General features: G+C 38.6%; 20 protein-coding genes. 6 read left to right on the plus strand and 14 right to left on the minus strand.

The features are described from left to right. Positions 1–13 precede the first annotated feature (13 nt). Positions 14–1,834, minus strand: coding sequence for an Lnb N-terminal periplasmic domain-containing protein (locus PMAN_RS18310; protein ID WP_010556268.1), 1,821 nt, complete (start codon positions 1,832–1,834; stop codon positions 14–16). A 59-nt stretch (positions 1,835–1,893) separates the two neighbouring features. After that, positions 1,894–2,355 (minus strand): DUF3015 family protein, encoded by a 462-nt coding sequence (locus PMAN_RS18315; protein WP_008127917.1) that lies wholly within the window; start codon positions 2,353–2,355, stop codon positions 1,894–1,896. Positions 2,356–2,655: 300 nt separating this feature from the next. Between PMAN_RS18315 and PMAN_RS18320 the strand changes: the two genes are divergently transcribed. Next, positions 2,656–3,957, plus strand: a complete 1,302-nt coding sequence (locus PMAN_RS18320; RefSeq protein ID WP_010556267.1) for a DEAD/DEAH box helicase — start codon at positions 2,656–2,658, stop codon at positions 3,955–3,957. A 31-nt stretch (positions 3,958–3,988) separates the two neighbouring features. Here PMAN_RS18320 and PMAN_RS18325 read toward each other — a convergent pair whose 3' ends face one another. Further along, entirely contained in the window at positions 3,989–5,485 is a 1,497-nt protein-coding gene (locus tag PMAN_RS18325; RefSeq protein ID WP_033035550.1) for an amidase family protein, read from the minus strand. An 89-nt stretch (positions 5,486–5,574) separates the two neighbouring features. Continuing rightward, positions 5,575–7,182: an NAD(P)/FAD-dependent oxidoreductase gene (locus tag PMAN_RS18330; protein WP_010556265.1), complete on the minus strand. Its 1,608-nt coding sequence runs from the start codon at positions 7,180–7,182 to the stop codon at positions 5,575–5,577. 192 nt (positions 7,183–7,374) lie between these two features. Here PMAN_RS18330 and fdxA point away from each other — a divergent pair, with 192 nt between their 5' ends. The 4 genes from fdxA (at position 7,375) to PMAN_RS18350 (ending at position 14,266) form a co-directional block, all read left to right on the plus strand. Beyond that, positions 7,375–7,698, plus strand: a complete 324-nt coding sequence (gene fdxA / locus PMAN_RS18335) for a ferredoxin FdxA (protein ID WP_006791755.1) — start codon at positions 7,375–7,377, stop codon at positions 7,696–7,698. A gap of 146 nt (positions 7,699–7,844) precedes the next feature. After that, complete coding sequence (locus PMAN_RS18340; protein ID WP_021032436.1) at positions 7,845–10,088, plus strand: carbohydrate binding family 9 domain-containing protein; 2,244 nt, start codon at positions 7,845–7,847, stop codon at positions 10,086–10,088. Between the two features lie 251 nt (positions 10,089–10,339). After that, positions 10,340–12,250, plus strand: a complete 1,911-nt coding sequence (locus PMAN_RS18345; protein WP_008127905.1) for a putative bifunctional diguanylate cyclase/phosphodiesterase — start codon at positions 10,340–10,342, stop codon at positions 12,248–12,250. A gap of 93 nt (positions 12,251–12,343) precedes the next feature. Beyond that, positions 12,344–14,266 (plus strand): putative bifunctional diguanylate cyclase/phosphodiesterase, encoded by a 1,923-nt coding sequence (locus PMAN_RS18350; RefSeq protein WP_010556263.1) that lies wholly within the window; start codon positions 12,344–12,346, stop codon positions 14,264–14,266. 75 nt (positions 14,267–14,341) lie between these two features. Here the strand turns inward: PMAN_RS18350 and PMAN_RS18355 are convergent, their stop codons facing one another. From PMAN_RS18355 to PMAN_RS18385, 7 genes are all read right to left on the minus strand, one after another. After that, positions 14,342–15,043, minus strand: coding sequence for a TorF family putative porin (locus tag PMAN_RS18355; protein WP_006791759.1), 702 nt, complete (start codon positions 15,041–15,043; stop codon positions 14,342–14,344). 9 nt (positions 15,044–15,052) lie between these two features. After that, positions 15,053–16,270 (minus strand): BCCT family transporter, encoded by a 1,218-nt coding sequence (locus PMAN_RS18360; RefSeq protein WP_008127897.1) that lies wholly within the window; start codon positions 16,268–16,270, stop codon positions 15,053–15,055. Positions 16,271–16,415: 145 nt separating this feature from the next. Continuing rightward, positions 16,416–18,083 carry a choline dehydrogenase gene (betA, locus tag PMAN_RS18365; protein WP_010556262.1) on the minus strand — a complete coding sequence of 556 codons (1,668 nt, stop codon included), beginning with the start codon at positions 18,081–18,083 and terminating at the stop codon, positions 16,416–16,418. Positions 18,084–18,094: 11 nt separating this feature from the next. After that, positions 18,095–19,558 carry a betaine-aldehyde dehydrogenase gene (betB, locus tag PMAN_RS18370; protein ID WP_010556261.1) on the minus strand — a complete coding sequence of 488 codons (1,464 nt, stop codon included), beginning with the start codon at positions 19,556–19,558 and terminating at the stop codon, positions 18,095–18,097. Between the two features lies 1 nt (position 19,559). Then, positions 19,560–20,135, minus strand: a complete 576-nt coding sequence (gene betI / locus PMAN_RS18375) for a transcriptional regulator BetI (RefSeq protein WP_008127893.1) — start codon at positions 20,133–20,135, stop codon at positions 19,560–19,562. A 491-nt stretch (positions 20,136–20,626) separates the two neighbouring features. Continuing rightward, complete coding sequence (locus tag PMAN_RS18380) at positions 20,627–20,932, minus strand: hypothetical protein (RefSeq protein WP_010556260.1); 306 nt, start codon at positions 20,930–20,932, stop codon at positions 20,627–20,629. Next, positions 20,932–21,189 (minus strand): DUF3081 domain-containing protein, encoded by a 258-nt coding sequence (locus PMAN_RS18385; protein WP_010556259.1) that lies wholly within the window; start codon positions 21,187–21,189, stop codon positions 20,932–20,934. Before PMAN_RS18385 ends, PMAN_RS18380 begins: the two co-directional genes overlap by 1 nt. A 145-nt stretch (positions 21,190–21,334) precedes the next feature. Here PMAN_RS18385 and PMAN_RS18390 point away from each other — a divergent pair, with 145 nt between their 5' ends. Further along, positions 21,335–22,615, plus strand: a complete 1,281-nt coding sequence (locus PMAN_RS18390; RefSeq protein WP_010556258.1) for a flavohemoglobin expression-modulating QEGLA motif protein — start codon at positions 21,335–21,337, stop codon at positions 22,613–22,615. A gap of 76 nt (positions 22,616–22,691) precedes the next feature. Here the strand turns inward: PMAN_RS18390 and PMAN_RS18395 are convergent, their stop codons facing one another. From PMAN_RS18395 to astA, 3 genes are read right to left on the minus strand one after another with little or no spacing between them, the layout of a single operon-like run. After that, entirely contained in the window at positions 22,692–23,495 is an 804-nt protein-coding gene (locus PMAN_RS18395) for a DUF1338 domain-containing protein (RefSeq protein ID WP_010556257.1), read from the minus strand. A gap of 22 nt (positions 23,496–23,517) precedes the next feature. Beyond that, positions 23,518–24,984, minus strand: coding sequence for a succinylglutamate-semialdehyde dehydrogenase (gene astD / locus PMAN_RS18400; RefSeq protein WP_010556256.1), 1,467 nt, complete (start codon positions 24,982–24,984; stop codon positions 23,518–23,520). Positions 24,985–24,991: 7 nt separating this feature from the next. Next, positions 24,992–26,026 (minus strand): arginine N-succinyltransferase, encoded by a 1,035-nt coding sequence (astA, locus tag PMAN_RS18405; RefSeq protein WP_010556255.1) that lies wholly within the window; start codon positions 26,024–26,026, stop codon positions 24,992–24,994. Positions 26,027–26,065: the final 39 nt, after the last annotated feature.

The raw sequence follows: 26,065 nt of genomic DNA on the forward strand, positions 1-26,065 counted from the left end.
CTTTTGGCCTATTTTATTGCCAGTAATAATTTAATTTAAATTTCCAGCTTGTTAAGTTTGCATGCTTATAACTGAAACGAATGTCAAAATTTTGATTAATTGGAATTGATATTTCAGCTTGAGTTGATGACTTCTCATCATTTCCTAAAATAAATTGTTCGTGAGAAGCTCTTAATTTTATATCTGAGTATAGTGTTGTTATTACACCTAGTTCTAACGATGAATCATAAATCTTGTCTGTAGCAGCGAGATCTCCAATATACCCGTTAGCAAGCGTGAATATTAAGGTTTTATTATTGTTAGTGAGATAAGATTTACCTATTCCCCCCATTAAAAACGTGTTTGTGCAGCTTCGGCAAAGTGTATTCTGTCTTTCAAAACCAGCATTAATTTTCCATGATAAGTTATTTTCTTGTGGCCATTCAACGTATGCTGGTGAAAATGACTCTAGATCCAGTAAGTGTAGTTTATCTAGGTATAACTTAGAGTTTAAAATTGAGACTTCGGTATCAACCATTTCTAAATTAGAAAACGCAATGCGTGCAACATCTGACGCTAAGGAATCAAAATAACTAAGCCTAAATCCTAACCCTAGGTTATGTTGTTTATTTACTCGTGTTGAAGAAACAGAAATGTTTGACGGTTTTTGCCCTTTGTGAGGCGCTTGTTGGGTATATGATGAGACTAGCACTTCATTACCAATTGGAAGCGTTAAACGCATTTTAATAAGCGCCTTTTTTAAGCTTTTAATATGGTCAATATTGTGTTTTTTTATTTGCTGTAATTGGACTAGTTCAAATAATGTTTCAATAATTCGCTTTTTACTTTTTATATTGAGTGAAGTGAAATCATTTTGCTCAAGAAAATCAGGTGTTTTGTATATTTTCTCTGCAATGTTTGATTCGTTGGCAGTCAGCTTTTTCATGTACTCAATAAAAACAGTACTCCTAGATGGCGTAAAGAGTACGTCTTGAACCAGCTTTTTATTGTTATAAGTTGCCTGATTTAATTTTGAAAAAACAGTTGTAGGGATCATCCAAGGCGAACTGTTATTTGTTAACTGCTCTCCTATAACAAGCTCTATTAGCTGCGCAATATGAAAAGCACAGTTTTCATCAGCAAAATAGTAATCGAATTGCGCACCGAGTATTTCCCATAAATGATTAGCAATAAACCTTGTATCGTTATTTTTTAAGGCTAACTTATATTCCCAAAGGTCTCTTAGTTCTATCTCGCCATAATTATGTTGGTGGCGGTAAAACAATTGATCTGAAAACCCCGCTTTATAACCGCCAAACAAGCCTTTTGTTATATAAACTAGTCCATTTTCGTTATCCGGTACATGAGCACCATAGTTTATGCTGTAATCGAGTAGTTTATTATTTTTGGCTGATGACCGATTTAGTTTTAACAACAAATGCCCATAAAGTGATGCGGGGTTACTCATATAACCCGATGCAAATATTAGGCTTATAGAATGTATAGGCTGCTCATCTCGCCATTGTTCTAGTTCAATACAGGAGGATTTAGGCTGTGTAAATGTGAGCCCTTGTTTTTGTAGCCACGTGTATCTTGCTGGGTATTTGCATTGGGTTAATGGATTTGAATTAAAGCTTTGCACAGTCGCTTTTAGTTCTTCAAAAGGGCTTGTTGCTCCCAGTGAAGATATAAAAAATGATGTGTTTGTAATATAGCTCTCATTAAACGCTGGTTTTTTGTAATGGCCTAAACTTAGCCATGTGGGATGTTGTGCTAATTGTTTTAATGTTGTTGATGCTTGAATATTAAACGAAGCAATAAAAAAAATAAAAATGATTGAAGAATGAATTTTCATAAATACCCAACGGGCTTGGGGTAGAAGAGCTAAAAGGGCTAAATTAGCCCTTTTATATATTATATTGCAGAACAGTTAGCTGAGAACTGGCTAGCAATGTTGCTTTCAACAAGTGTGTAAAGAGCCTGAGCATCGTTTACAGATGTTTGAGCAAAATCATTACGTATTGTTGAGATCATTTGCGTGTGAGCTGCGCTGTCACAACCACGTACATTAAGCATTGCTGAGATGTACTCGCCTTCACCTTGTGCAATTTCTTGCTCTAAGATTGGGAATGTTTGTTGAATAAATTGTGCAGTTTTAACATTTGCACCTTTACAGCTTTCTACAGATGAAACATTTGAAGAAACAGCTGTTGTTCCTAAATCCCAAATAATGTTTGAGATAGCAGCGGCTGTGCCATTATCAGGAAAAACCATTGCACCGATACCACATTGTTGCCATGGGTTAACATCTGCTTGCGCTGGGGTTACTACGAAAGCACTTGCTAGTACTGCTGCAGTTAAACATCTTTTTATCATTATTAAATCCTTATTTAAATGTCCCTTAAATGGGGCTTGAATTCTATACATAAGAAAGCTGTAGAGCAATAACACGTTTAAAAAAAATTAATAATAAGTATATTTTGTAAATTTTTATGAGGTAAATATTTTTGCGAGAAGTGAGATTGCGGCTACTTTGTGAAAGAAACTCTTGGGTTACAGGTAAGGTACTTTAATAAAACAAAATATTTAAATAGTAATATTGTTTAAAACTAACTGTTGGCTCATTTTTACTGTATAATTTGCGACCCTTGATAATGTGGCCGTAGGTTATACAGCATGAATTTTAAATCTTTTAGTTTCGCACCTGAAATCATCCGGGCATTAGACGAACTCAACTATCACACTCTTACGCCCATTCAACGCGCAGCAATTCCAGCTGTTCGTAAAGGTAAAGACGTTTTAGCCAGTGCACAAACTGGTACCGGTAAAACTGCCGCGTTTGCTTTACCTGTTATCCAAAAATTAATTGAATCAGACTTAAGCACAACCAATGCACCTACTGCTTTGGTTTTAGCACCAACACGAGAATTAGCAGAGCAAATAGCCAATAACTGTAAAGAATATGCAAAGCATACCTCACTAAAAGTAGTGAGTTTATTTGGTGGAGTAAATACCGCAGGCCAAGAAAACGCATTAAAAGCAGGCGTTGATATTGTAGTCGCAACTCCGGGTCGTTTATTAGATCACATTCGCCTAGGTAACTTAAGCTTGGCCAATGTAAAGCACCTAGTACTTGATGAAGCCGACCGTATGCTTGATATGGGCTTTATCACAGATATGCAAACTGTGATTAAAAGCTGTGCTGATGACCGTCAAATTTTATTATTTTCGGCTACATTCCCTGCAGCTATTAAACAATTTGCTTCTAAGGTACTTAAGCAACCTGAAATTGTGCGTGTTGACCAAACTAACAGTACTGCATCTACTGTACAGCACGTTGTATACCCAGTGGAAGAGCGCCGCAAACAAGAACTTCTTTCTGAGCTGATTGGTAAAAAGAACTGGCAGCAAGTACTTGTGTTTGTAAATATGAAAGACACAGCGGATGAGCTAGTTAAAGAACTAAACCTTGATGGCATTCCTGCAACCGTTTGCCATGGCGATAAGTCACAAGGTAACCGACGCCGTGCTTTACGTGAGTTTAAAGAAGGTAAGGTACGTGTGTTAGTGGCCACTGAAGTTGCTGCGCGTGGTATTGATATTGATGGATTACCGCGTGTAATTAATATTGACTTACCATGGCTTGCTGAAGATTACGTTCACCGTATTGGCCGTACAGGCCGTGCTGGTAATCAAGGCCAAGCAATATCGTTTGTAAGCCGTGAAGAAGAAAATACATTATTTGAAATCGAAGCATTAATCGGTCAAAAAATTAAGCGTGTTTACCTTGAAGGCTATGAAGTGAGTAACCGCGAAGTGCTTATTGATAAAATAGGTAAAAAACCGGCACACTTACGCCGTACTCGTTCTAATAAGTTATCAGGGCAAGCAACGGGTGAAGCTCGTGCAGTAAACCGTTCGCGTATATCTAATGTGCGTAAAAGCTTAAAAGGTGCAAAGTTGTCACTTAAAAAATAACAACTCGTATAAGAATTAATAAAACCTGAGTTTACTCAGGTTTTTTTATGGGTGAAATAAATACTGCGTCGATTATTTGAGCATGCTGATAGGCAGCCTGTGGCTGGTTTTTATTTGCAATAATAGATAACCCAACAGGTAGTCCACTGACTTGACCAACAGGAAGAGTTATATGAGTTGTGCCGGCAATTGCTGATAAAGAACTACTACTGCCTTTAAAGTTATCACCATTTACTAAGTCTGTTTTCCATGCAGGTGATGTTGTTGGGGCAATGACAACATCCACATTATTATTTTTGTATAAATTAGTAATTGCAGCTGTGGCCAGTGTGCGGTAACGGTGTTTAGTTTTTTGGTATTTGTCTGTTTGTGTTAAGTCGATAGCATTGGCTTGTATTAAAATATCTTGCCCAAAATGAAGCATTTCAGCTGCTTTGTTTTGTTTATTAAAATCAATCAGTGCACTTAAACTTTTTACCTTCACTTGGTCAGGAGTATTTGCTAAGTACTGGTTTATTTCTTTATTAAAATCATAAAGTAATATGTAATATTCATCGACAAAAAGCGTAGCTAAATCATCAGATATATCAATATTGACTACTGTATGACCTGCCTGTTTGAGCGCTGAGAGCTGTTTTTTGTATAAACGCTGAGTCTCCACTGTAAACTTATCACTGGGCAACGCACCAATAACTAATGATGACTTTGTAATTTTAGGCAGTGTTTGCAATTCAAAGCTATGCGTTGAAGTATCAAGCGGATCGCGTCCTTGTAACACAGATAATACAAGACGGGCATCTTTTAATGAGTGTGCCATTGGACCAACACTGTCTTGGCTACTAGAAAGTGGCACTACACCAGAGCGCGATACTTGGCCCATGCTTGGTTTTATAGCATAAACGCCATTTACAGAAGCGGGGCAGGTAATAGAGCCATCGGTTTCTGTTCCAAGGGCTACAGGGGCAAAGTTAAGTGCGATGGCAACCGCTGACCCTGAGCTCGAACCACAGGGATTACGAGTTGTATCATGAGCATTGTGTGTTTGCCCGCCAACTGCACTCCATCCAGACGATGAGTAAGACGATCTAAAATTTGCCCACTCACTTAAATTGGTTTTGCCTAAAATAATAGCGCCCGCATTTCTTAACTGCTTAACAACAAATGCATCGTTATTAGTTATATTATTTTTAAGAGCTAAAGAGCCAGCTGTTGTTGGTAATGATCCAGTGGTTTCTATGTTATCTTTTAAAAGTACGGGTATTCCATGAAGAGGCCCAGCCCACAGCCCTTGAGCACTAAGTGCATCAATTTTTTTTGCTTGCGTAACAGCTGTAGGTTCAATATTTATGACGGCATTAAATTGAGGGTTAAGCTGATTAATTCGTTTAATATAGCCTTGAGTAAGTTGTTGAGCGGTAATTTTATTATTTTTATACGCTGAGTGGATCTCATCTATTGTTTTTAGCTCGTGTGCTGAAATATTAAAAGCAACGACCAAGGTTAATAACCCTAATAATTTTTTTATCATAAAAAAGTACACAAATAATTTTTTGGTTACTTTTAACACAAAAAAGCCCCACAATGTGAGGCTTTACGATAATTAACTAAATAGCGCGTTTAAGCGTTTTCAAGCATTGAAAGCGCAACAGCTTCGGCAGCTTTAATGCCATCAATACCCGCTGATAATATACCGCCAGCGTAGCCTGCACCTTCACCTGCAGGGTAGAGTCCTTTGGTGTTAATGCTCTGAAAGCTTCTGTCACGTTTTATACTAATGGGTGATGACGTGCGCGTTTCAACACCCGTTAGTAATCCATCATTAGTAGAAAACCCACGTATTTGCTTATTAAAAGCAGGAATAGCCTCACGTAACGCTTCAATAGCAAACGCAGGCAATACGTTACTTAAGTCAGTTAACTTAATTCCTGGTGTGTAAGAGGGTTTAACATCGCCTAAATCAGCAGAAGATTTGCCTTTTAAAAAGTCGCCGATAAGCTGGGCTGGTGCATCATAGTTTTCGCCGCCTAGCTTGTAAGCTAGCTCCTCTAATTTGCGCTGCAACTCAATACCCGCTAAAGGATGGCCTGGGAAATCTTTTTCAGGTGAAATACCCACAACAATAGCACTATTTGCATTGCGCTCACTGCGTGAATATTGGCTCATACCATTGGTAACAACTCGGCCTTCTTCAGATGTTGCCGCAACGACAGTGCCACCAGGGCACATGCAAAAGCTATATACAGTGCGTCCGTTATTACAATGATGCACGAGCTTGTAGTCGGCAGAGCCTAAAATCGGGTTGCCGGCATTTGGTCCAAAGCGACACTCGTCAATCATTGATTGCTTGTGTTCTATTCTAAAGCCAACTGAAAAGGGCTTGGCTTCTAAATAAATGCCTTTTTCGTGAATCATTTTAAAGGTATCGCGTGCGCTGTGCCCAACGGCAAGAACAACGTGTCGTGTTTCAAGGTGTTCACCGTTAGAAAGGGTTAAGCCTGTTACTTGACCGTCATCTAAGTGAATATCATCTACACGGGTGCTAAAGCGAATTTCACCACCTAGCTCTATAATACGAGCGCGCATTTTTTCAATCATTGTCACAAGTTTAAACGTACCAATGTGAGGCTTACTTACATACAAAATTTCTTCAGGTGCGCCTGCTTCAACAAATTCGGTAATAACTTTACGACCATAATGCTTAGGGTCTTTTACTTGGCTATATAATTTGCCATCTGAGAATGTACCCGCGCCGCCTTCACCAAACTGCACATTTGATTCGGTGTTTAATGCTTTTTTACGCCAAAAGCCAAAGGTATCTTTGGTACGCTCTCGTACTTCTTTTCCACGCTCAACAATAATTGGATTAAACCCCATTTGTGCAAGCACTAAGCCTGCAAATAAACCACAGGGGCCAAATCCAATAACAACGGGGCGCTCTGTGATGTTTTTATTTGCTTGAGCTACAAATTTATAGGATGTGTCGGGCGCTGTTTTAACATGTTGATCTTTTGCAAATGCAGCTAAAAGCTCAGCTTCGTTATCAACTTCTATATCAAGGGTGTAAATGAGTAATATGGCTGTTTTTTTGCGCGCGTCGTAGCCACGTTTAAATACGTTATAACTGTGTAATTGTTCTGGTTGTATTTTTAGTTTGTTGATAATGGCTTGGCCAATAGCATTTTCATCATGATCAAGTGGCAATTTTATTTCAGTTAAACGTATCATTAATATCTCTATTTGGTGTCTTAGCGGTTGTATATCCGCTCACAATAAGAAAGTGTAGGGCACGAATTGGCTTTACATTAAGGGCGCATATACTACGTTAAATTGGCTAATTATGGCAGTTATTTATTGTATTTTTGAGGTGAAAGGGTATGATCGCGCACTATAAAATTAGCTTTATGGTACAAAAAATTTATGGCGTTTGTAGTTACTGAAAATTGCATAAAATGTAAGTACACCGATTGTGTATCAGTGTGTCCTGCCGATGCATTTTTTGAAGGCCCTAATTTTTTAGCAATTAGCCCAATTGATTGTATTGATTGTGGGTTATGCGTACCGGAATGCCCAGCTGAAGCAATTTATCAAGAAGATGAGTTACCCGACTCTCAAAAAGAATTTACTGAACTTAATGCAGAGCTTGCCTTAATTTGGCCTCGCATTACCCAAGTCAAATCTGCCCCAGATGATGCAGACACATGGAATGGAGTTGAGAATAAGCTAAAGCTACTCGACACCTAACCGTCCAATTAAAATAACCCTTTATTATTAATTAGTTAATATTCAGCGAAATTTTGTTTGCAAGGTATTAACAAATGTACTCGCTTAAATTACACTCCGGCTTAGAAATTACTCATATTGGGTAAAGTTGTTCTAAATGGATGTTTATGCAGTACTTTATAACTATAAAAAAACCACTCACGCTTTTACTTTTATCCTTTTTTCTCCTATTTAATAGCTTCTGTGTATTTGCAGAAAAAGAGCAGGTATCGCTAGCACGAATCAATCAAAATATTAGTGTTGATGGCGTACTTGATGAAACGCAGTGGCAAAAAGCGACCTACGTTCCTTTACTCGTTCAAGATGAGCCTAATGAAAGAGGCGCGCCTCCGGTAAAAACCGATGCCTACATGTACGAAGATGGCACAAATTTGTATGTTGGTTTTATTGCTTACGACCCTGACCCAGATCAAATACGTGCTTCACTTCGTGACCGAGATACCCTTTGGCAAGATGATACTGTCATACTTGTAATAGACACCTTTAATGATGAGCGCTCAGGCTATGAGTTTTTTGTTAATCCGTTAGGTGCGCAAGGTGATTTACGCATGAGCGATACCGATGGTTGGCAGTCTGATCCGTCGTGGAATGCAATTTGGGATAGTGCCGGAAAAATTACCGATGAAGGTTATGTAGTTGAAATGCGTATTCCTTTTAAAGCATTGCGTTTTCCAGAAGATAAAAAAGATTTAACGTGGGGGTTTTTGTTAATGAGAAACTACCCACGGGACGTGCTCTATCAAATATCTAACATGGGGTTCGACCGCGATGTCAAATGTAGCCTTTGCCAGTTTGATAAGTTAACGGGCTTAAGTGAAATTGAATCAAGTAAAAATGTACAACTTACCCCAACGGTTACAGCGCTTCGTCACGATGATAAAGCGCAACTTCCCGGTGACTGGGAGAACGGTAACATAGATACTGAAGCCGGTTTAGATTTACGCTGGGGAATAACAAAAGACGCGGTATTAAATGCGACTATTAATCCTGATTTTTCGCAGGTAGAAACTGATTCTCTAGAGCTTGATGTAAATACAACCTACTCAATTTATTATGCAGAAAAAAGACCTTTCTTTTTAGATGGTGCCTCATATTTTAAAAGTGGCTTATTTGAGCTTTTATACACCCGAACCATTGCAGAGCCAACTTTAGGCGCTAAGTTAACCGGTAAAACGGATGGGCATAGCTATGCACTTATGTTAGCTGATGATGAAAACAGTAATATTCTACTTCCTTCAAATCAAGGCTCTGGTTTTGCTTCATTAAATGAAAAAACACAGGCAGCAGTCGGTCGTTATCAATATGATTTAGGTGATCAAGGAACGTTGGGCGTTTCAAGTACACACCGACAAAGCGATAATTATCGTAATACGGTACTATCAGTTGATGGCAGTTATTGGTTTAATCAGTCAGATACATTGCTTTATCAGGTTTCGTCAGCTGAAACACGAAATTCTGACTTTTTGGTTGATAACTATGGACTATCCAAAACGCAATCTGATCAGGCATACGCAATTGAATTAACGCGTGACAAGCGAGACTATAAACTTTACACATCTTATGAAAATATTGGTGAGGATTATCGCACCGATTTAGGATACCAAGCAAAAGTTGATTATGAAAAAGTGCTAATTGGTGGCGGTCAAACGTGGTATCGAGATGAGTTAGATTTAATTACGTCATGGTCTTATGAAGCTGATTGGGATAAAACCTGGTCGCAAAGTGGTGACTTGCTTGAGGAAGAGTATGAAGGCTTTTTAAGTTTTAAGGGGCAAAAGCAGTCTTTATTTAATATTGGTTTTATCCATCGTAAAGAAAGTTATTACGATGAATTTTACAATCAGAATATAGGTTATCTTTACACTTCGCTTAAACCGACAAAAGACTTGAACTTATCGTTTTATTTAGAATATGCAAGCCGTATTGACTATACAAATTTAGAGCTTGGCGATGTAATTAATACACAAACGCAAGCAGTTTGGGATATAAACGATCATTGGCAAGTGGATATAAGACACAGTTATAGTAAGTTAGATAACCCACGAGATGACCGCGTTTACACAGCTAATTTAGTCGATTTTAGACTGCATTATAAATTTAACATGCGATCAATGTTAAAGCTCATTTTACAGGTTGAAGATATAGACAGAAACAAAGACGCTTATTTTTATCAAGTAAGCAAAACAAATATAGACTATGGCAGCCAGCTTGTTTATTCGTATAAAATTAACGCACAAACGTTATTTTACCTAGGTTACTCAGATAGAGGGTATCAGGATGATACACTAGAAAATATTGAGCGCGACCAACGCACCTTTTTTACAAAAGTAAGTTACGCATGGCAGCTTTAAAAGCATAGATAGATTTAAGCTCACAAGCAAAATATACACATAAGCTGTTTGTGAGCAATCTATCAAATACATGGTCTGACTTTGCGGATACTTTGCGCTAAAAATAATTGCCTTAACGAATAAACAATAACTTAGCTATATTAAAATGAACAAAAAATAGCATACAAGTCATTAATAATTGCTTACAAACAAAAATAGGGGATATAATGAGCATTTAGTTATTAAGGATTAGTATTGTTAGGGAATTTTTCATGAACAAATTAAAGCATGTTGGATTAATTTCCTTAGTCACTTTGTTATTTTGCTTTTACCTAAATGCTGAATTAACGAGCCAAATAAGCCGTACCAATCTGTTTCAGTCTAATTTTAGTGTTAAAAAATTTGATATAAGCAGCACCAGTTTAGATATTGCCCCTTGGTATAACCCTGTTTTAAGCGGTCATTATACAATTGACAGTGCTTCTCAAACATTACTTCTTGTTAAAACAACGGATCAACATTTTATTGCGGCTGATTCAAACGCACTCATCTTGATGGTGTTAACGTCGCCTAAAAACATTATTATTTTCTTCTCTTGTATACTTTTGCTTGCTGTCTACATAAAAAAACAAAGCAGGAAACAAAATCATAAACATAAGCTAAGCCAACTTAATCTGCAGGCAAATAAACTTTTAGAGTCGTTTAACTTAGATATTGAACCTGCTCAAAACCCTAATGGTATTAGTAATTTAAGCAAATCTATCACGACCTTAAATATGCATGTAGTGAATTATGTGAAACAAACACAAACAAGTATATGCCAAGATAAATTAACACAACTCATCGATAGACATGCCTACATAGAGCATATTGGTAGGCACATAAATCAAACCGGTCAAAAAGAACTCAATTGTGCATTGTTGTTTATAGATTTAGATGGGTTTAAGCAAGTAAATGATTCATTTGGTCATAGTTTTGGCGACGAAATATTGGTGCAAGTTGCCACGCGATTAGCTAATGTGTTGCGTCACCATAAGTTGAGTAATATCAATTCTGCAAACCAGTTAGAACAAAATTTATCGCGTTTAGGCGGTGATGAATTCTCTATATTTATTGAATCGTTGGACGAAAGTGACAAAGTAGTCGACATAGCCAAGCAAGTACTTAGTGAGCTTGAAAAAGACTTTGTGCTTGGCAATAAGATTGTAAAAATTAGCGCAAGCATTGGTATTGCTACTTATCCAGAAAGCGCATCTACACCACAAGCACTATTACAACTAGCTGATGTAGCAATGTATCGTGCTAAAAGTGATGGTAAAGGTATTTTTAAAGTTTATTCTCCAGAAATGGGTAATAAAATGCGTCGCTATCATTACTTACTTGAAGAGCTTCGTTTAGCCATTGCATGCAAAGACTTTTATTTGTCTTTTCAGCCAATTGTGCACGTAGAAGATTGCATGATTGACTATTTTGAAGCGCTCACTCGATGGAATCACCCCGTTGAAGGTATGATCTCTCCCGCTGAATTTATTCCTATTGCTGAAGAATCAAATTTAATATTAGAGTTAGGTGATTGGATTATGCTTGAGTCATGCAGACAAATGGCTGCTTGGCACAATGCGGGTATGCGTAAAGTAAAAATATCAGTGAATATTTCCGGTATTCAGTTAAAACATCGTGATATATACGATTGGATCACAAAAATCCTCAAAAGTACGGGGTTACCGGCAACGTCTTTAATGCTTGAAGTAACAGAGTCTACCTTTATTCAGGCAAGCTCTAGAATTATTGATGAGTTGAGCAAGCTAAGAGAAGACGGTGTAACTATTGCTATAGACGATTTTGGTACCGGGTTTAGCTCTTTAAGTACGCTAGCAGATTTACCCATCGATGTTATAAAAATAGATCGCTCGTTTATTACACAAGCTAACAAAAGCAAAAAATATAACGATATACTCAATACAATTAGTGAGCTTGGGCAAAGATTGGGGCTTAAAATTGTCGCAGAAGGCGTTGAAGAAATCGCCCAGTTTGAGCTTGTGAAAAAATTAGGTGTGAGTTCAGTTCAAGGTTACTTAGTCAGTCGACCTGAGTCGTCAATTAATGTAGGAAATAAAGTGTTACGTAATAATAACGCTAATTTATCTGCATCTGGCTCTAGCGCCTGGGAAATTTCTAAATAAATGTGTTGCTAGGGCGTTTACTGGACAATTTTTTAATTAAGGCATAGCTTTAGTTAAACTAATAATAAAAACGAATGTAAAGGCTTAGATAATATGCATCGAAGCTCCCTAATCAAAGAAAACCTTAATGATACCGTTAGATTGCTTTACGAGAACGCTTATTCAGGTTTACTCGTCTCTTTATTTGCCAGCGCATGTATTGCTTTTAGTTTTAATAAAGGCGGATTGTTAAGCTATAACGACAAGCTAGTTTGGTGGCTTATTATGCTGCTTGCTTTGGGGATCCGTTTTTTAGATATTCGTCTATTTTTAAAAACAAACAAAACGGCTACCCAATTAGACCTACTAAAGTTTTCAACAGGCGTTATTATAACTGCCATTATATGGTGCAGTTATGCCTTGTATTTTCACACTTCTTTTGCCCCCCTAGAAGCCACAAGTATCATAATTATATTATCCGCTCTTGGTGGTGGCTCTGCCAATGTTTTGTCAGCACATAAGCTGACCTGTTTTGCTTATGCTTTTATTCTGTTATTTCCCTACGCTTTAGTGCTAATAATGTCTGAAGACTATTACGAAAATGTACTCGGCTTTTTGGGTATTGGCTATGGCTCAATTACCTTGTTAACTCTAAATAAAGCATCTGCATTTACACAACAGGCAATACATTTAAAAAATCAAAACAGCGATTTGCTAGAAAGAATGGAGCTAAGAGTTGACGCGCGTACTAAAGAAATAATGCATTTATCAAACTCTGATTCGCTAACTCAATTATTAAATCGAAATGCATTTTTAAATGATGCAAAAAAGAGAATTAAGCATTATCCAGACCCACCTTTTGCGCTATTTTTTATAGACCTAGATGGGTTTAAGAATATAAATGACGTGATGGGTCACAAGGTAGGCGATAATGTTTTAAGAAGAACAGCGAAACGTATTTCTGACGTGTGTGCTCATAATCAGCAAAAGTGCCGCTGGGGTGGCGATGAGTTTTTAATTTTAAGTGATTTTGTATGCAAAGAAAATACTTACGATTTTGCTAAAGAAATTATTGATGCAATTACGCAGGATCATCCAGAAACAGAGCACGGTGCACGGGTAGGGGCAACCATAGGTATTGCACTTTACCCAGAGCATGGTAGAGATCTGGATGCCTTAATTTTAAATGCCGATATGGCAATGTATCATCAAAAGAGAATGAATCGTGGGCAAATAAGTTTTTTTAGCGAGTCGCTTCGTTCAGAATTAGAAAGAAAGCGCCTACTTAGCGAAGAGCTTTTATCAGCGCTCATCAACAATTGTTTTTCGTTAGTATACCAGCCCATTATTGACTCTAAAACACATGATATTTATGCGATTGAGGCGCTTATACGTTGGCAATTGAAAGGAGAAAACATTCCTCCTGACGAGTTTATACCTATTGCTGAGCAGTATGGGTTAATTTCAAAAATAGGTTTTTGGGTACTCGAAACGGCATGCCAACAAGCACTTACTTTTCAAAAATTAACTCCAGATTTATCAGTCAGTATTAATGTATCTGTAATGCAGCTTAAGGAGATAGAGTTTGCCAGTAAGGTTAAAAGCATTTTGGCGGATTTAAATTTTCCTGCTCATAAGCTTCATTTAGAAGTAACTGAATCTGTATTTGCAAACGATAAGCATACATTTTTGTATGTGGTTAAATCATTACAAGAGTTGGGTGTTAGAATTTCAATAGATGATTTTGGAACCGGTTACTCTTCTTTATCAAGTATGCTTGATGTTGGTGTAGATATTGTAAAAGTAGATAAAAGTTTTGTTCAAGATGAGGATGAAAGAGGCTTAAGCATTGTTAACGCAGTAGTGCAAATGGCAAGTTCGCTTAATTTTAATGTTATTGCTGAAGGGGTTGAAACACCTTTGCAGTGCAAAAAGCTTACTCAACTTGGCGTAACGCATTTGCAAGGGTATTACTTTTCAAGACCGCTGACCTCAAGCGCATTAATTGAATATTTAAACAATAAAAAAGCCTCATAAAGAGGCTTTTTTCAGTTTAACGAACCTGGGTTGTGGTTCGCTAACTTTATGTACAGAGTTAAAATTAATTAATCTTTATAAATCAAATGTTCTTGAAATTGCTAGCACGATGCGCTCATCGGCGTAATCGTAGTCAAGGCTAGTATTTTCAGCTGCTACTTCAATACCGAAACCTTCGTAACTTGTTTGATAAGCAAGACGGTAGTGATTATACGATTTCTTTTGGTTTACATCCCAAGCCCATTTTTCACCGTCAAGTGAATTAGAGATATCAAAACTTGCACGTATTGCATGATTTGGTGCAAGTTCATAAGTATGAGCAATCATTGAAACTACATGGCCCGCACTTGTTCCAAAATAATCCCAGCTGTACCAAAAGTTAAGCTCTGTTTGGCCGTATTCACTTGCGTAACCAAATTTAGTGTAAACCTCTGGGTAATTTCCATCACTGTTATTACCTTGGTATGTGTAGTATGCAATACCGTAGTCAACGCTAAACTTGTCGTTTAATTGTACATAGCGACCAACATAGCCATCTAGTTCAAAATCAGTATCGTCACCAAAGTCAACGTTTGATGCCCATACACCGGCATACACGCCATTATCAAAAGCATAATCTAAACTTGCTTGTAATGCAGGGTCGTTATCTGTTTGGCTTACACCATTAAAAGTGTAATCTGATGCTGCTGTAATAGTTGTTGACCAGTCTGCAGCTGCCGTTGTTGATAAAAGAGCTAGTGGCAATGCTACTGCAAGTTGTTTTAGTTTGTTGTTCATTATAAATCCCTAACTTTGTGTCTCAATTTTAGTGTAGTCAATCTTGTTTGCTTTTGGTGAGCTATCAATACTATTAACGGTTTTAAATTTGCTATAGCCAATGAAGCCAGCACATAGGAAAAACAAGGCAATCACCAATGCGCCTACCCACTGTATTTGTAAAAACTCTAGCTTGAACAATAATGTTAATAATGAAAGAGCAAGTATGTTTCCAATCATATACTTCGCTTTACCAAAGCGTTTTACAGTGATGTTTAAATTATCTGTGTATAAACGCACTAACGAGTCGAGTGAATTAATTACAAACACAATACCTACAAATACCATGGCAAAGTTTTTAATGCCTTGCGTTGGAATACCCGCTTCATGATAGTGGTAAAGTACGCTGAACCAAATTGCGATTGGTATTGAAGGGAAAATCAACATAGCGCCAAGTACTTGGTAAGTTTTTAACCCGCCAACAAAACGAGAAGTAAACTGTCCAATCATAATACTCCAAGCAAACCACCAAAACAGGTAAAATTCATGGTAATCGTTAAGCGGTAAAACAAATTCATTTATGTTGGCAAAGTATGTGCCGATAGAGGCTAAGTTATCTGTGAATGCTGACATTTGACTGTCACCCAATACAAAGGCACCAGCCCACATAAACCCAATTAGTGCTATGAATAACCAAGTTGTAGAAATACTTAAAAATCGTACGTACTTAATATCTGTACTTGAATATACCGCAAAACAAATTGCTGCAAATACAATTAAGTAAAACTCAGAAACGACACTTGAACCATCACCAATTTCAGGTAAATACCATGGAAGGTTTGAAAGTAAAAGGTATGCGGTAAAAGCACACGTACCAATAATTACTACATTATTGATAAATTTAACCCAAGGAATTTCGAAAAATTTAACTTTAGGTTCTATTACACAGAAATAAAAACACGTAAGAAAGTAAAATCCCCAGATCAAAAATCCCCAGTAACCAAACTCAATGGCCAGTGGATTTGCAAACGCGTATTCTGGGCTTGCTTTTATGTCTGCATAACCTGCAAACTCAGTTAAAGGAAACATTATAAGGCCAACATCTAGGCCTGAGGTAAAGAGTATTGCTATAAAAGTAAGTGTTTTAACTGGTGTAACACCAACAACACGTACATTACCCCATTTTAATAAAATGATTGTAATTGCAAGTAGGGTAAAAATAATACCAGCATTAAGCCAAATGGTCATTGCTACCCTCCAATAGTGAGTTATTCATAAGCACTCCGTTTTTTATTGTTCAATCTTGCATTATTACAACATAACCAATTTATGTTGTTCGCCACTGCAAGGCTTATAGGGTTAGTCTGACGAGGCTAACCCTATAAGTAGCTGATTAAATTTTTGCTTCACGCTGTGTTTCTTGCCAATTTTGAGTCATAGCAACATCAGCATTTGCTTTTTGTAATGCAACATTTCCTAAAATGATGTCAGCCGCTTTTTCTGCAACCATAATCGTAGGCGCATTAAGGTTTCCGTTAGGAACCGTTGGAAAAATAGAAGAGTCAACAACACGTAAGCCTTCAATACCATGTACTTGGGTATTTGAATTAACTACTGCCATTTCGTCTTCACCCATTTTGCATGAGCAAGAAGGGTGGTAAGCACTTTCTACGGCTTGGCGTACAAAGGCATCTATTTCTTCGTCGGTTTGAATGTTTTTACCTGGTTGAATTTCTTCATCACGGTAATCATCAAAGGCACTTTGCTCAATAATGTCGCGAGTCAAACGCACACAGGCTCTAAAGCCTTCAATGTCGTCTTTGTGCTGCAAGTAATTAAACAAAATTTGTGGCGGTTGCTCAGGGTTAGCTGATTGAATAGTAACGCTGCCACGGCTTTTTGGTTTGTTATGACCTACGTGAACTTGAAAACCATGACCTGCAAATGCACTACGCCCATCGTATCGCATAGCCGCTGGTAAAAAGTGATACTGAATATCAGGCCATTCAACTCCAGGCTTTGAGCGGATGAATGCACATGACTCAAAGTGGTTAGTAGCGCCTAAACCTTTTCGAGTAAGTAACCATTTAGCGCCGATCAAGCCCTTGGAAATAAGACCCAATTTTCCGTTTAGTGTAATTGGCTGCTTACATTTGTATTGAAAGTAAAATTCAAGATGGTCTTGTAAATTTTGACCCACACCCGGTAAGTGGTGTTTAACTTCAACGCCTGCTTTTTCAAGGATGTCTTTATCGCCAATACCAGATAGCTGTAATATATGCGGAGAGCCAATAGGGCCTGCACTTAAAACAACCTCTTTTGCTGCATGTGCTGTTTGAACATTACCGTTTACCTTGTACTCAATGCCTGTGGCTTTTTTACCGTCTAGAATAACTTTTTGAGCAAGTGCGCCGGTAATTACAGTTAAATTACTACGTGATTTTACAGGGTCTAAATATTCACGAGAAGCCGAGCTGCGTACACCGTTTTTAACGGTCATGTGCATTGGGCCAAAGCCTTCTTGCTGTGACGCGTTATAATCGTCTGTACTAGCGTAACCGGCCTCTACACCTGCTTTTATAAACGTGGTGTACAACGGGTTTTGCATTTCGTTACCGTTATTAACGCCAAGTGGGCCTTTACCACCTCGGTATGTATTTTCACCAAGGTAAAAGCTTTCCGCTTTTTGAAAATACGGTAAACACGATTGGTAGTCCCAACCATTAGCACCGTGCTGTTGCCACTCATCAAAATCTTTTGCGTGGCCGCGTACGTACACCATGCCATTAATCGATGACGAGCCACCGAGTACCTTACCACGAGGGCAATGCATTTCACGGTTATCTAAGTACGGCTCTGGCTGAGTATGAAATTGCCAAGCATACTTGTCAGTATTCATAGGAATAGACAACGCCGTTGGCATTTTAATAAAAATACTTTTATCACTGCCACCGGTTTCTAGTAGTAACACTTTGTTGCTTGAATCTTCAGATAATCGGTTAGCTAAAACACAACCCGCAGATCCCGCACCAACAATAATATAGTCGTAATGATTACTCATAAAAGGGCGCCTTAAAATGGGCTTTCTATGTCGGCCATACCAACATAAATAGACTTGGTTTGCGTGTAATGATCAAGTGTTTCTATGCCATTTTCACGGCCAATACCAGATTGCTTATAACCACCAACAGGCATTTCAGCAGGTGAGTTACCATAGGCATTAATCCAACAAATACCGGCTTCTAATTGATGAATTACGCGGTGTGCGCGTTTAATATCGCTAGTAAATACGCCTGCAGCTAGGCCTAGGTGAGTACCATTAGCCCGTGCAATTACATCGTCTTCGTCTTCAAAAACGAGTACGCTCATTACTGGGCCGAATATTTCTTCTTTAACGATAGTCATTTCATCGTTGCAATCAATGAACACAGTAGGTGCAACAAAGTAGCCATTAGGCGCTGATTCAGGTGAAAGCGTTGAACCACCGGTAAGCAGTGTTGCGCCTTCTTCAATCCCTTTATTAACATAACTCATTACTAAGTCTTGATGCTTTTTAGAGATGAGCGCACCAAAGTTAGTGTTTAAATCTTGCGGGTCGCCCGCAATAATATTTTTCTCTGTTCGCGTTTTAAGCTCATCAATAAATTGCTGGTATATATTTTTATGAACGTAAATACGTGTACAGTTAGTGCAAATTTCGCCTTGGGTATAAAAGTTACCTAACATGGCTGCGCTTACTGCTTGCTCTATATTTGCATCATCAAACACAACAAGCGGCGACTTACCGCCAAGCTCCATGGTTACGTCTTTTAATGTACCTGAAGCACTTGCGACTACCTTTTTACCTGTGCCTACTTCGCCAGTGAACGACACTTTGTCAATCTCACTATGTGCAGTTAACCATTGCCCTACGTCACCTGCACCTTGAACTACGTTAAATACGCCAGCAGGTACGCCCGCTTCTATAAAAATTTCAGCAAGTTTAATAGCGCCTAGTGGCGTTTCTTCAGATGGTTTAAATATAAATGCGTTGCCAGCTGCAAGGGCTGGGCCTGATTTCCAACATGCTATTTGTAGCGGGTAGTTCCATGCACCAATACCGGCACAAATCCCTAATGGCTCTTTACGTGTATAGTAAAAGTCTTCGCCTACCATTTGTTGTTGGCCAACTTGCGCAGGTGCTAGGCCTGCAAAGTATTCAATTACATCGGCGCCGGTTTCTATATCAACACAGTTTGCTTCTTGCATTGGCTTACCGGTATCAAGCACTTCTATTAAGGCAAGCTCATCGTTACGTTCGCGAAGTATTGCCACAGCGTTTAATAAAATACGGCTGCGTTCAATAGGGGCCATTTTTGACCACTGTGCAAAACCTTGCTTTGCACTTTCAATGGCTGCGTTTTGAACAAATTCATCGGCAACTTCGACACTGTAAATAACTTCACCTGTTGCAGGGTTAGTTACATCAAAAGTTTCACCGCTTTGGTTAGCAAGAAAATGGCCATTAATAAAATTTTGATAGACTGGTGTGCTCACGCTAGGCTCCATATTGCTTGATGAGTGAATTTACATAGCTTTTTGCTAGAGTTTCACTGTGTTTAAACTGGTTTTTGTCTGATTTACTCAATACTGCTCTCAACCATAGGCCATCAATCATAGCGGCGCTAAGTTCAGCAGCTTGTTTTGCTTGCTCAATAGGCATTAATTGCTTAAATGAGAATGCTAAATTACTTTGCAAGCGTTTACTGTTTACATTTTGCAGTCGGTGAAGTTCGTCATCGTGCATTGATTGCGCCCAAAAGCTCAACCAAGTTTTAGTTGTATCACTGCGCTGTTGTACAAGCGCAAAGTTAGCTTCAACAATAAACATAAGGCGCTGTGTAGCGCTGGTGTTGTTGCACACTTTTTCAATAAGGTCTTTTTTAAGATTAGAAAGCAAATAACGAACAGTTGCTTCTATTAAACCCTGCTTTCCACCAAAGTAATGACTAATAATGCCTGACGATAAACCCGCATTTTTACTGATGCTGTTAATAGTGGTTGCTTGTAATCCACGCATCGCCACTGACTCAATTGTCGCGTCAATTAACTGTTGACGCCTGACCGGTTCCATTCCAACTTTAGGCATAATTTTTATTAATTGAACGTTCAATAAAGATAAGCTTAAGGTAATAGCTCTAACAATTCAAGGGTGAAGTAAATAGTCAGATACTAAAATGTAGATGAATTATTAATAAAACCAACAGGAGAAGTACTTAAGCAAATAGATGCAATAGATGGTTAATTACCATTTAAAACAGTGGTTTAAATGTTGTTTTAGAAATGCTTAAGAGTGTAATTATATCTTTACTCCTTGTTATCAAATAAAAGATGAATAAATTTATTTGAGTGGTAATAATTAGAGTACTAATAGTATTTTTTTAATCCAAGTGAGCACAAACACAACAATTACTTAGTGCACTAATAACTTAGGGAAGGTTAGTATTACTAGGGGCGCGGTAAGGCAACTAGCTCTGGCTAAATAATATTAACCACGCTAATTTGGAAATTACCTGAGGCTTTTATCTGGCTTGTATAGATGTTATTTAGTATAAATAATAGCTATTATTGTTCGCTAATCACGCCTTTGAATAGAAGGGGGTAACGTCTTAGGCGATTTCCAATATAGTCGTCAGCTAGTATTTGTTCACAAATAAAATTAACATCATCACTTGCCTCAAATACCCAGTCAAAGCGTTCAATTGCGAGTAAAAACCCCCGTTTTAAATGGCGTTGGCTTCTGTATTGTTCCAAGTTTTCTTGAATGACGGCGAGTTTTGATGGATCTGATTTAAGCGCAGCTATTACCTGATTAATAAAGGCTGTATTGAGCTTGCTGTCGCTGCGCTTTCTTACTTTTCTTGGATACATTATTCCTCGTTAGCAATATTGTGTAATTTTTTTAAGAAATCATCTTTATGTTTATCGTGCTCGTAATCAAGATGATAAGTGTTATGAAACCCAAAGCGTAATAGTACGCCACTACCTTGTAAATAAATTGTGTATCCATCTATATCTGAAAATGCAGTAACACCTTGATAATGCTTACCTTCATCGTTCATTTCTCCGCGTTTTTGTATTCGCTCGTACACGGCAAGTATTTGTTTATTGTCGAGTTCATTTTTCATATTTTGCACCTTTAATTTCAAATTCAATACGTATTAGATATGAGGGTCGATCAGCTTAAAACAACAGATAAAATTGATTGATAATACTTGGCGATTTACTGTTTATAAATTATGCTCATGGTTCATTTTTTATTGAGCTTTCACCATGATAGACAAGGCGTTACTGCTTAAAACTCGTGAGTTATCAGACCAACTAATTGCACTTCAAACACCTATTCGAATTCTTGATGCAATAAATTGGGATAAACAGATCAAAGAGGAATTTTTTAGGCAAAAGTGTCAAAAAAACCCTCTAATAGATCGTGCATACTACCAACAGCGCGATTTAGGCTTTGTGCCTAGCGAGTTGCGTCAAGCGTTTTCAACATTACACCGAAACATTATTAACCAGTTAGGTCAGTTAAACCCCATTTCTCAATATATGGGTAAAATGTGTGGCGAATATAAAACGGTATTAAGTATGTTGGAGTACCGAGGTACTCCTGAATTTCATGATTTATCAGTTGAGCTTTTTGGTCATCCTAAAGATTTATTCCATGCGGGTGAGCCTTCACTCTCCGAGCTTGCGAATATGCTAGAGCAACCACTGCAAAATTTATTAATGGCCGACATTTTACCCGATGATCCTAAAAATATAGATGCTAGCGACGCGGTGCGAATTTTATCAGAGCAAGTTAATGCCAGTATGCCAGGTATAAATGTAGAGGTTATGTTGAGCGATGGGATTGTAAGCGACGCAGCAGCAGGTGCTAACAATATAAAGCTAAACCAAGATGTTAAATTTTCACAACGTGAATTAGATATATTAGAAGTACATGAAGGGTGGATTCATGTGGGCACGACTCAAAATGGTTTAGCCCAACCTTATTTAACCTGTTTAAGTAAGGGCACACCAAGCTCAACAGTAACACAAGAGGGCTTAGCAGTATTAACTGAAATTATTACTCTAAAATCTACCCCTAGGCGCTTATCGAAATTAGTTAATCGGATTCAAGCGGTCACCAAAGTAATTGATGGGGCTGAATTTGTTGATATATACCGAGATTACGTAGCTCAAGGAATATCTAAAGACGATAGTTATACGTTGGCTCAGCGTGTATTTAGAGGCAGCACAGCAACAGGATTACCGTTTACTAAAGACATTGCCTACATAAAAGGCTTTGTTTTAGTGTATAACTTAATACGTGTGGCAATTCAGTTAGGGCGAATCGATCAGTTACCGTTGTTATTAGTCGGTAAGTTGTCTATTGATGATTTTAGATTAATTTCCCAGCTTCATGATTTAGGTGTGATTGAAAGCCCTAAGTTTGTTCCCCCGCATTTTAAAGATTTACGCGGACTAGCAACATGGTTGAGTTTTGGGCGCTTTATTGGTGACTTATCTTTTGAACAACTAGAAAACGACTATAAACCCTTGTTTTTATGATGTAGGTATTTTATCTGCATGCTTAAGTTCGTGAGCATAAAAAAGCCCGTAAGGGCTTTTTTTTGTTTTCATCAAATTAGCGTGCGTTAGTGCTTTCAAATATTTTATCAGCAGACGCTGCGACAAAGCCTGTGTAAAGCTCGCCATCGGCTTTCGGGTATCTAATTGCAAACTCATAAAAACAACTAGGAATGCGTAACTCGCCATCACTGAACATAACGGCGTAATCATCAGCAAGTGTTGATGATTGCTCTAGTAACACCTCAGGTGAGCCTTTTACTTCGCCGCCTGATGTATTAAGCGCAAAGCCTGCATCTTTAAGCGCTTGGTTAACATCGTGAATGTTATCAAACTTGGCAAGCATATTAATATTTACAGTAAAGTGGTTTGCACGGTAGCCCCATGCCGACATCCACGCTGCGTACTCGCTTTCTGCTAATAACTGCTTGTAGGTTTCACCGCTTACTTGCCAATGTGTACCTGAATATAAAAAGTTATCAGCCGTTACAGCACTTTCATCAATTTGATTTACCATATCGGTAACAATAGCTTGTAACTCTGGCGAGCACTTTTCTACTAATAACTCAGAGATAAATACTTTAGGTTGCTTAGGATCGCTGTGTTCGTAGTGTTTAGCGTATAGCTTTTTAGCTTCAAAGTGGTATTCGCCGCACTCTGTGTAACCTAACGCTAAAAAGTGTGCTGCTAGTTTTTCAAGGCCTACTTTTTCTATATTGAACGTACGTAGCGCAATATGGTCGTTAATTATGTCGTCTTTTTGGGTTGAACCTAAAAGGTCATGAATTTTATCTGCCGATGGGGTAACTGCTAAATAGTTATCCCATAGGTTTTCAAATAATGTATTTACGTTGGTATGCATGTTAAATCCTTAAAAATGGGTATTATTCTATTACTAAGCCAGGTGCTAAAGTTTGCGGTAAATTCACTTTTTCTGATTCAACCGACGCAACAGGGTAAGCGCAGTAATCTGCAGCATAATATGCGCTAGCACGGTGATTACCACTTGCACCAATACCACCAAACGGGGCAGTACTAGAAGCACCTGTAATAGGGCGGTTCCAATTGACAATGCCAGCACGAATACGTTTTAAAAAGTGGCTGTAATCATCTTCGTTATCGCTAAGTAAGCCTGCTGATAAACCAAAGCTGGTGTTATTAGCCTCTGCTATTGCGCTGTCAAAGTTGTTGTAGCGGTAAACTTTTATAAGCGGGCCAAAGTGTTCTTCATCTGGCATGTTAGCGATATGTGTAACATCAATAATACCTGGGCTTACAAAGCCTGTGCCTGCTTTTAGCTGCTTAAGCTCAACGAGTATTTCGCCGCCGCTTTCAACTAATTCTTTTTGCGCAGCAACCATACCAAGGGCTGCTCTTTCGCTTATCATTGCACCCATAAATGGCTGGTCAGTTGCAAAGCTGTCGTCAACAACAATATTTTTAGTCGCGCTAATAAGTTTTTCTAAAATGGCATCGCCATTGGTTGAATTCTCGATAAAGACGCGGCGTGCACAAGTACAGCGCTGGCCAGAAGTAATAAAGCCAGATTGAATAATATCGTGCACTGCAGCGCTTACATCGGCAACATCTTTAACTATTAATGGGTTATTACCGCCCATTTCAAGTGCTAATATTTTACCTGGGTGGCCTGCAAACTGTTTATGTAGTAAATGGCCGGTGTTTGAGCTGCCGGTAAAAAATAAGCCGTCTATGTTTTTATGTGAAGCAAGTGCTTTACCTGTTTCTACCTCACCTTGCACTAGGTTAATAACACCTGCTGGTAAGCCCGCTTTTAACCAAAGTGCTAAAGTAAATTCAGCAACGTGAGGTGTAAGCTCAGATGGTTTAAATACCACGGTGTTACCCGCTAAAATAGCCGGTACGATATGGCCATTAGGTAAATGCCCAGGGAAGTTGTAAGGACCAAATATAGCTACAACACCGTGTGGTTTATGGCGTATAAAGGCTTTAGCACCCGGCATTGGGTTTTCTGTTGTGCCGGTGCGTTCATTATAGGCTTTGATAGAAATGGCTACTTTACCAGTCATAGCGCCTACTTCTGTTCGTGTTTCCCAAAGAGGCTTGCCGGTTTCGCGCGCTATAATGGCTGCAAATTCTTCGCTGTGCTCTTTTAATTGTGCTACAAAGTTTTCAAGTATGGTAATACGCGATTCAATTGGCGTATCGGCCCACTGTAATTGTGCGGCTCTAGCTGCATTAATTGCAGAATCTACTTGCTCGGCATTTGCGCCATTACCTTGCCATACAACTTCGCCGTTACTTGGGTTAACAGAGTTAAAAGCGGGGCCTTGGCCTGTATGCCATTGGTTATTTATAAGGTGTGTGTTCATATTTGTTTTACAGGCGGAAAAAACGCGCTGCATCTCCTTGGGATAGATTAAGGGCATCAGCCACTTCTTGGCTTATTACTAATGTGTGCTTAGCGTGGTTATAGTGGGCGTGCTGGGTAAAGGTTGCTCTAAACCCACTTACACCTTGATTGCAAACGGCTAAAGTATCTGAGCTGGGCTGGCTAATATGCTCCAGCTCGCCAATTGTTATAGGGCATACTTGAGACTCACGAACACTGCGAATATTACCAAGCTTAGCTTCTACCGTTGGCCCTGCATCAAACAAATCAACGTAGCCACGATGCTCAAAACCTTCTTTTTCGAGCAGTTTGAGCGCCGGTTTAGTTTTATCATGCACGTTGCCAATCACTGCTTGGGCTTTTTTACTGAGTAGGTTGACGTAAATAGGGTATTTAGGCATTAATTCACTAATAAACACTTTATCGCCAAGCCCCACTAAGTGATCAGCCTGAGGAAACTCAATACTAAAAAAGTGCTCTTGCAACCACTGCCAAAACGGTGAGTGACCATCTTCGTCGCTTACGCCACGCATTTCAGCAATCACGGTATCGGCAAAACGCTCGCTGTGCTGCGCCATAAATAAAAAGCGTGAACGTGATAAAAATCGACCGGTTAAACCTTTGCGGCTGTTTTCGCGCAAAAACAAAGTACATATTTCAGAGCATCCGGTGTAATCGTTACACATGCTTAAAATATCTACGGTGTTATAAACATTAAGTGTAGGCGAGTGGTGTACTGTTTTACCTAAATGGTAATGGTACAGCGGCACCGATAAGCCAACAGCGGCTTCTATGGCGGTAGTACCAATGACTTCACCTGTTTCGCTATCTTCTAGAACAAATAGGTAGCTCTCATCTAACGGCTGGTTGATATTTTTAGCAAAGCTTTTTTCGGCGCGGTCTATTTTGTCTTTTAATTGCTCATCATCCACAGGCAGTGAGGTAAACCCATGGCCCGATTCAATCGCAATTTGCTTAAGTGCAGCAAAGTCATCAGTGGTAATAGGACGTAATACTTGCATTTATTACTTGCTCCAACAGCGCGCCCTGAGGCGCGCTTA

It is taken from the genome of Pseudoalteromonas marina (assembly GCF_000238335.3).
Taxonomy (GTDB): domain Bacteria; phylum Pseudomonadota; class Gammaproteobacteria; order Enterobacterales; family Alteromonadaceae; genus Pseudoalteromonas; species Pseudoalteromonas marina.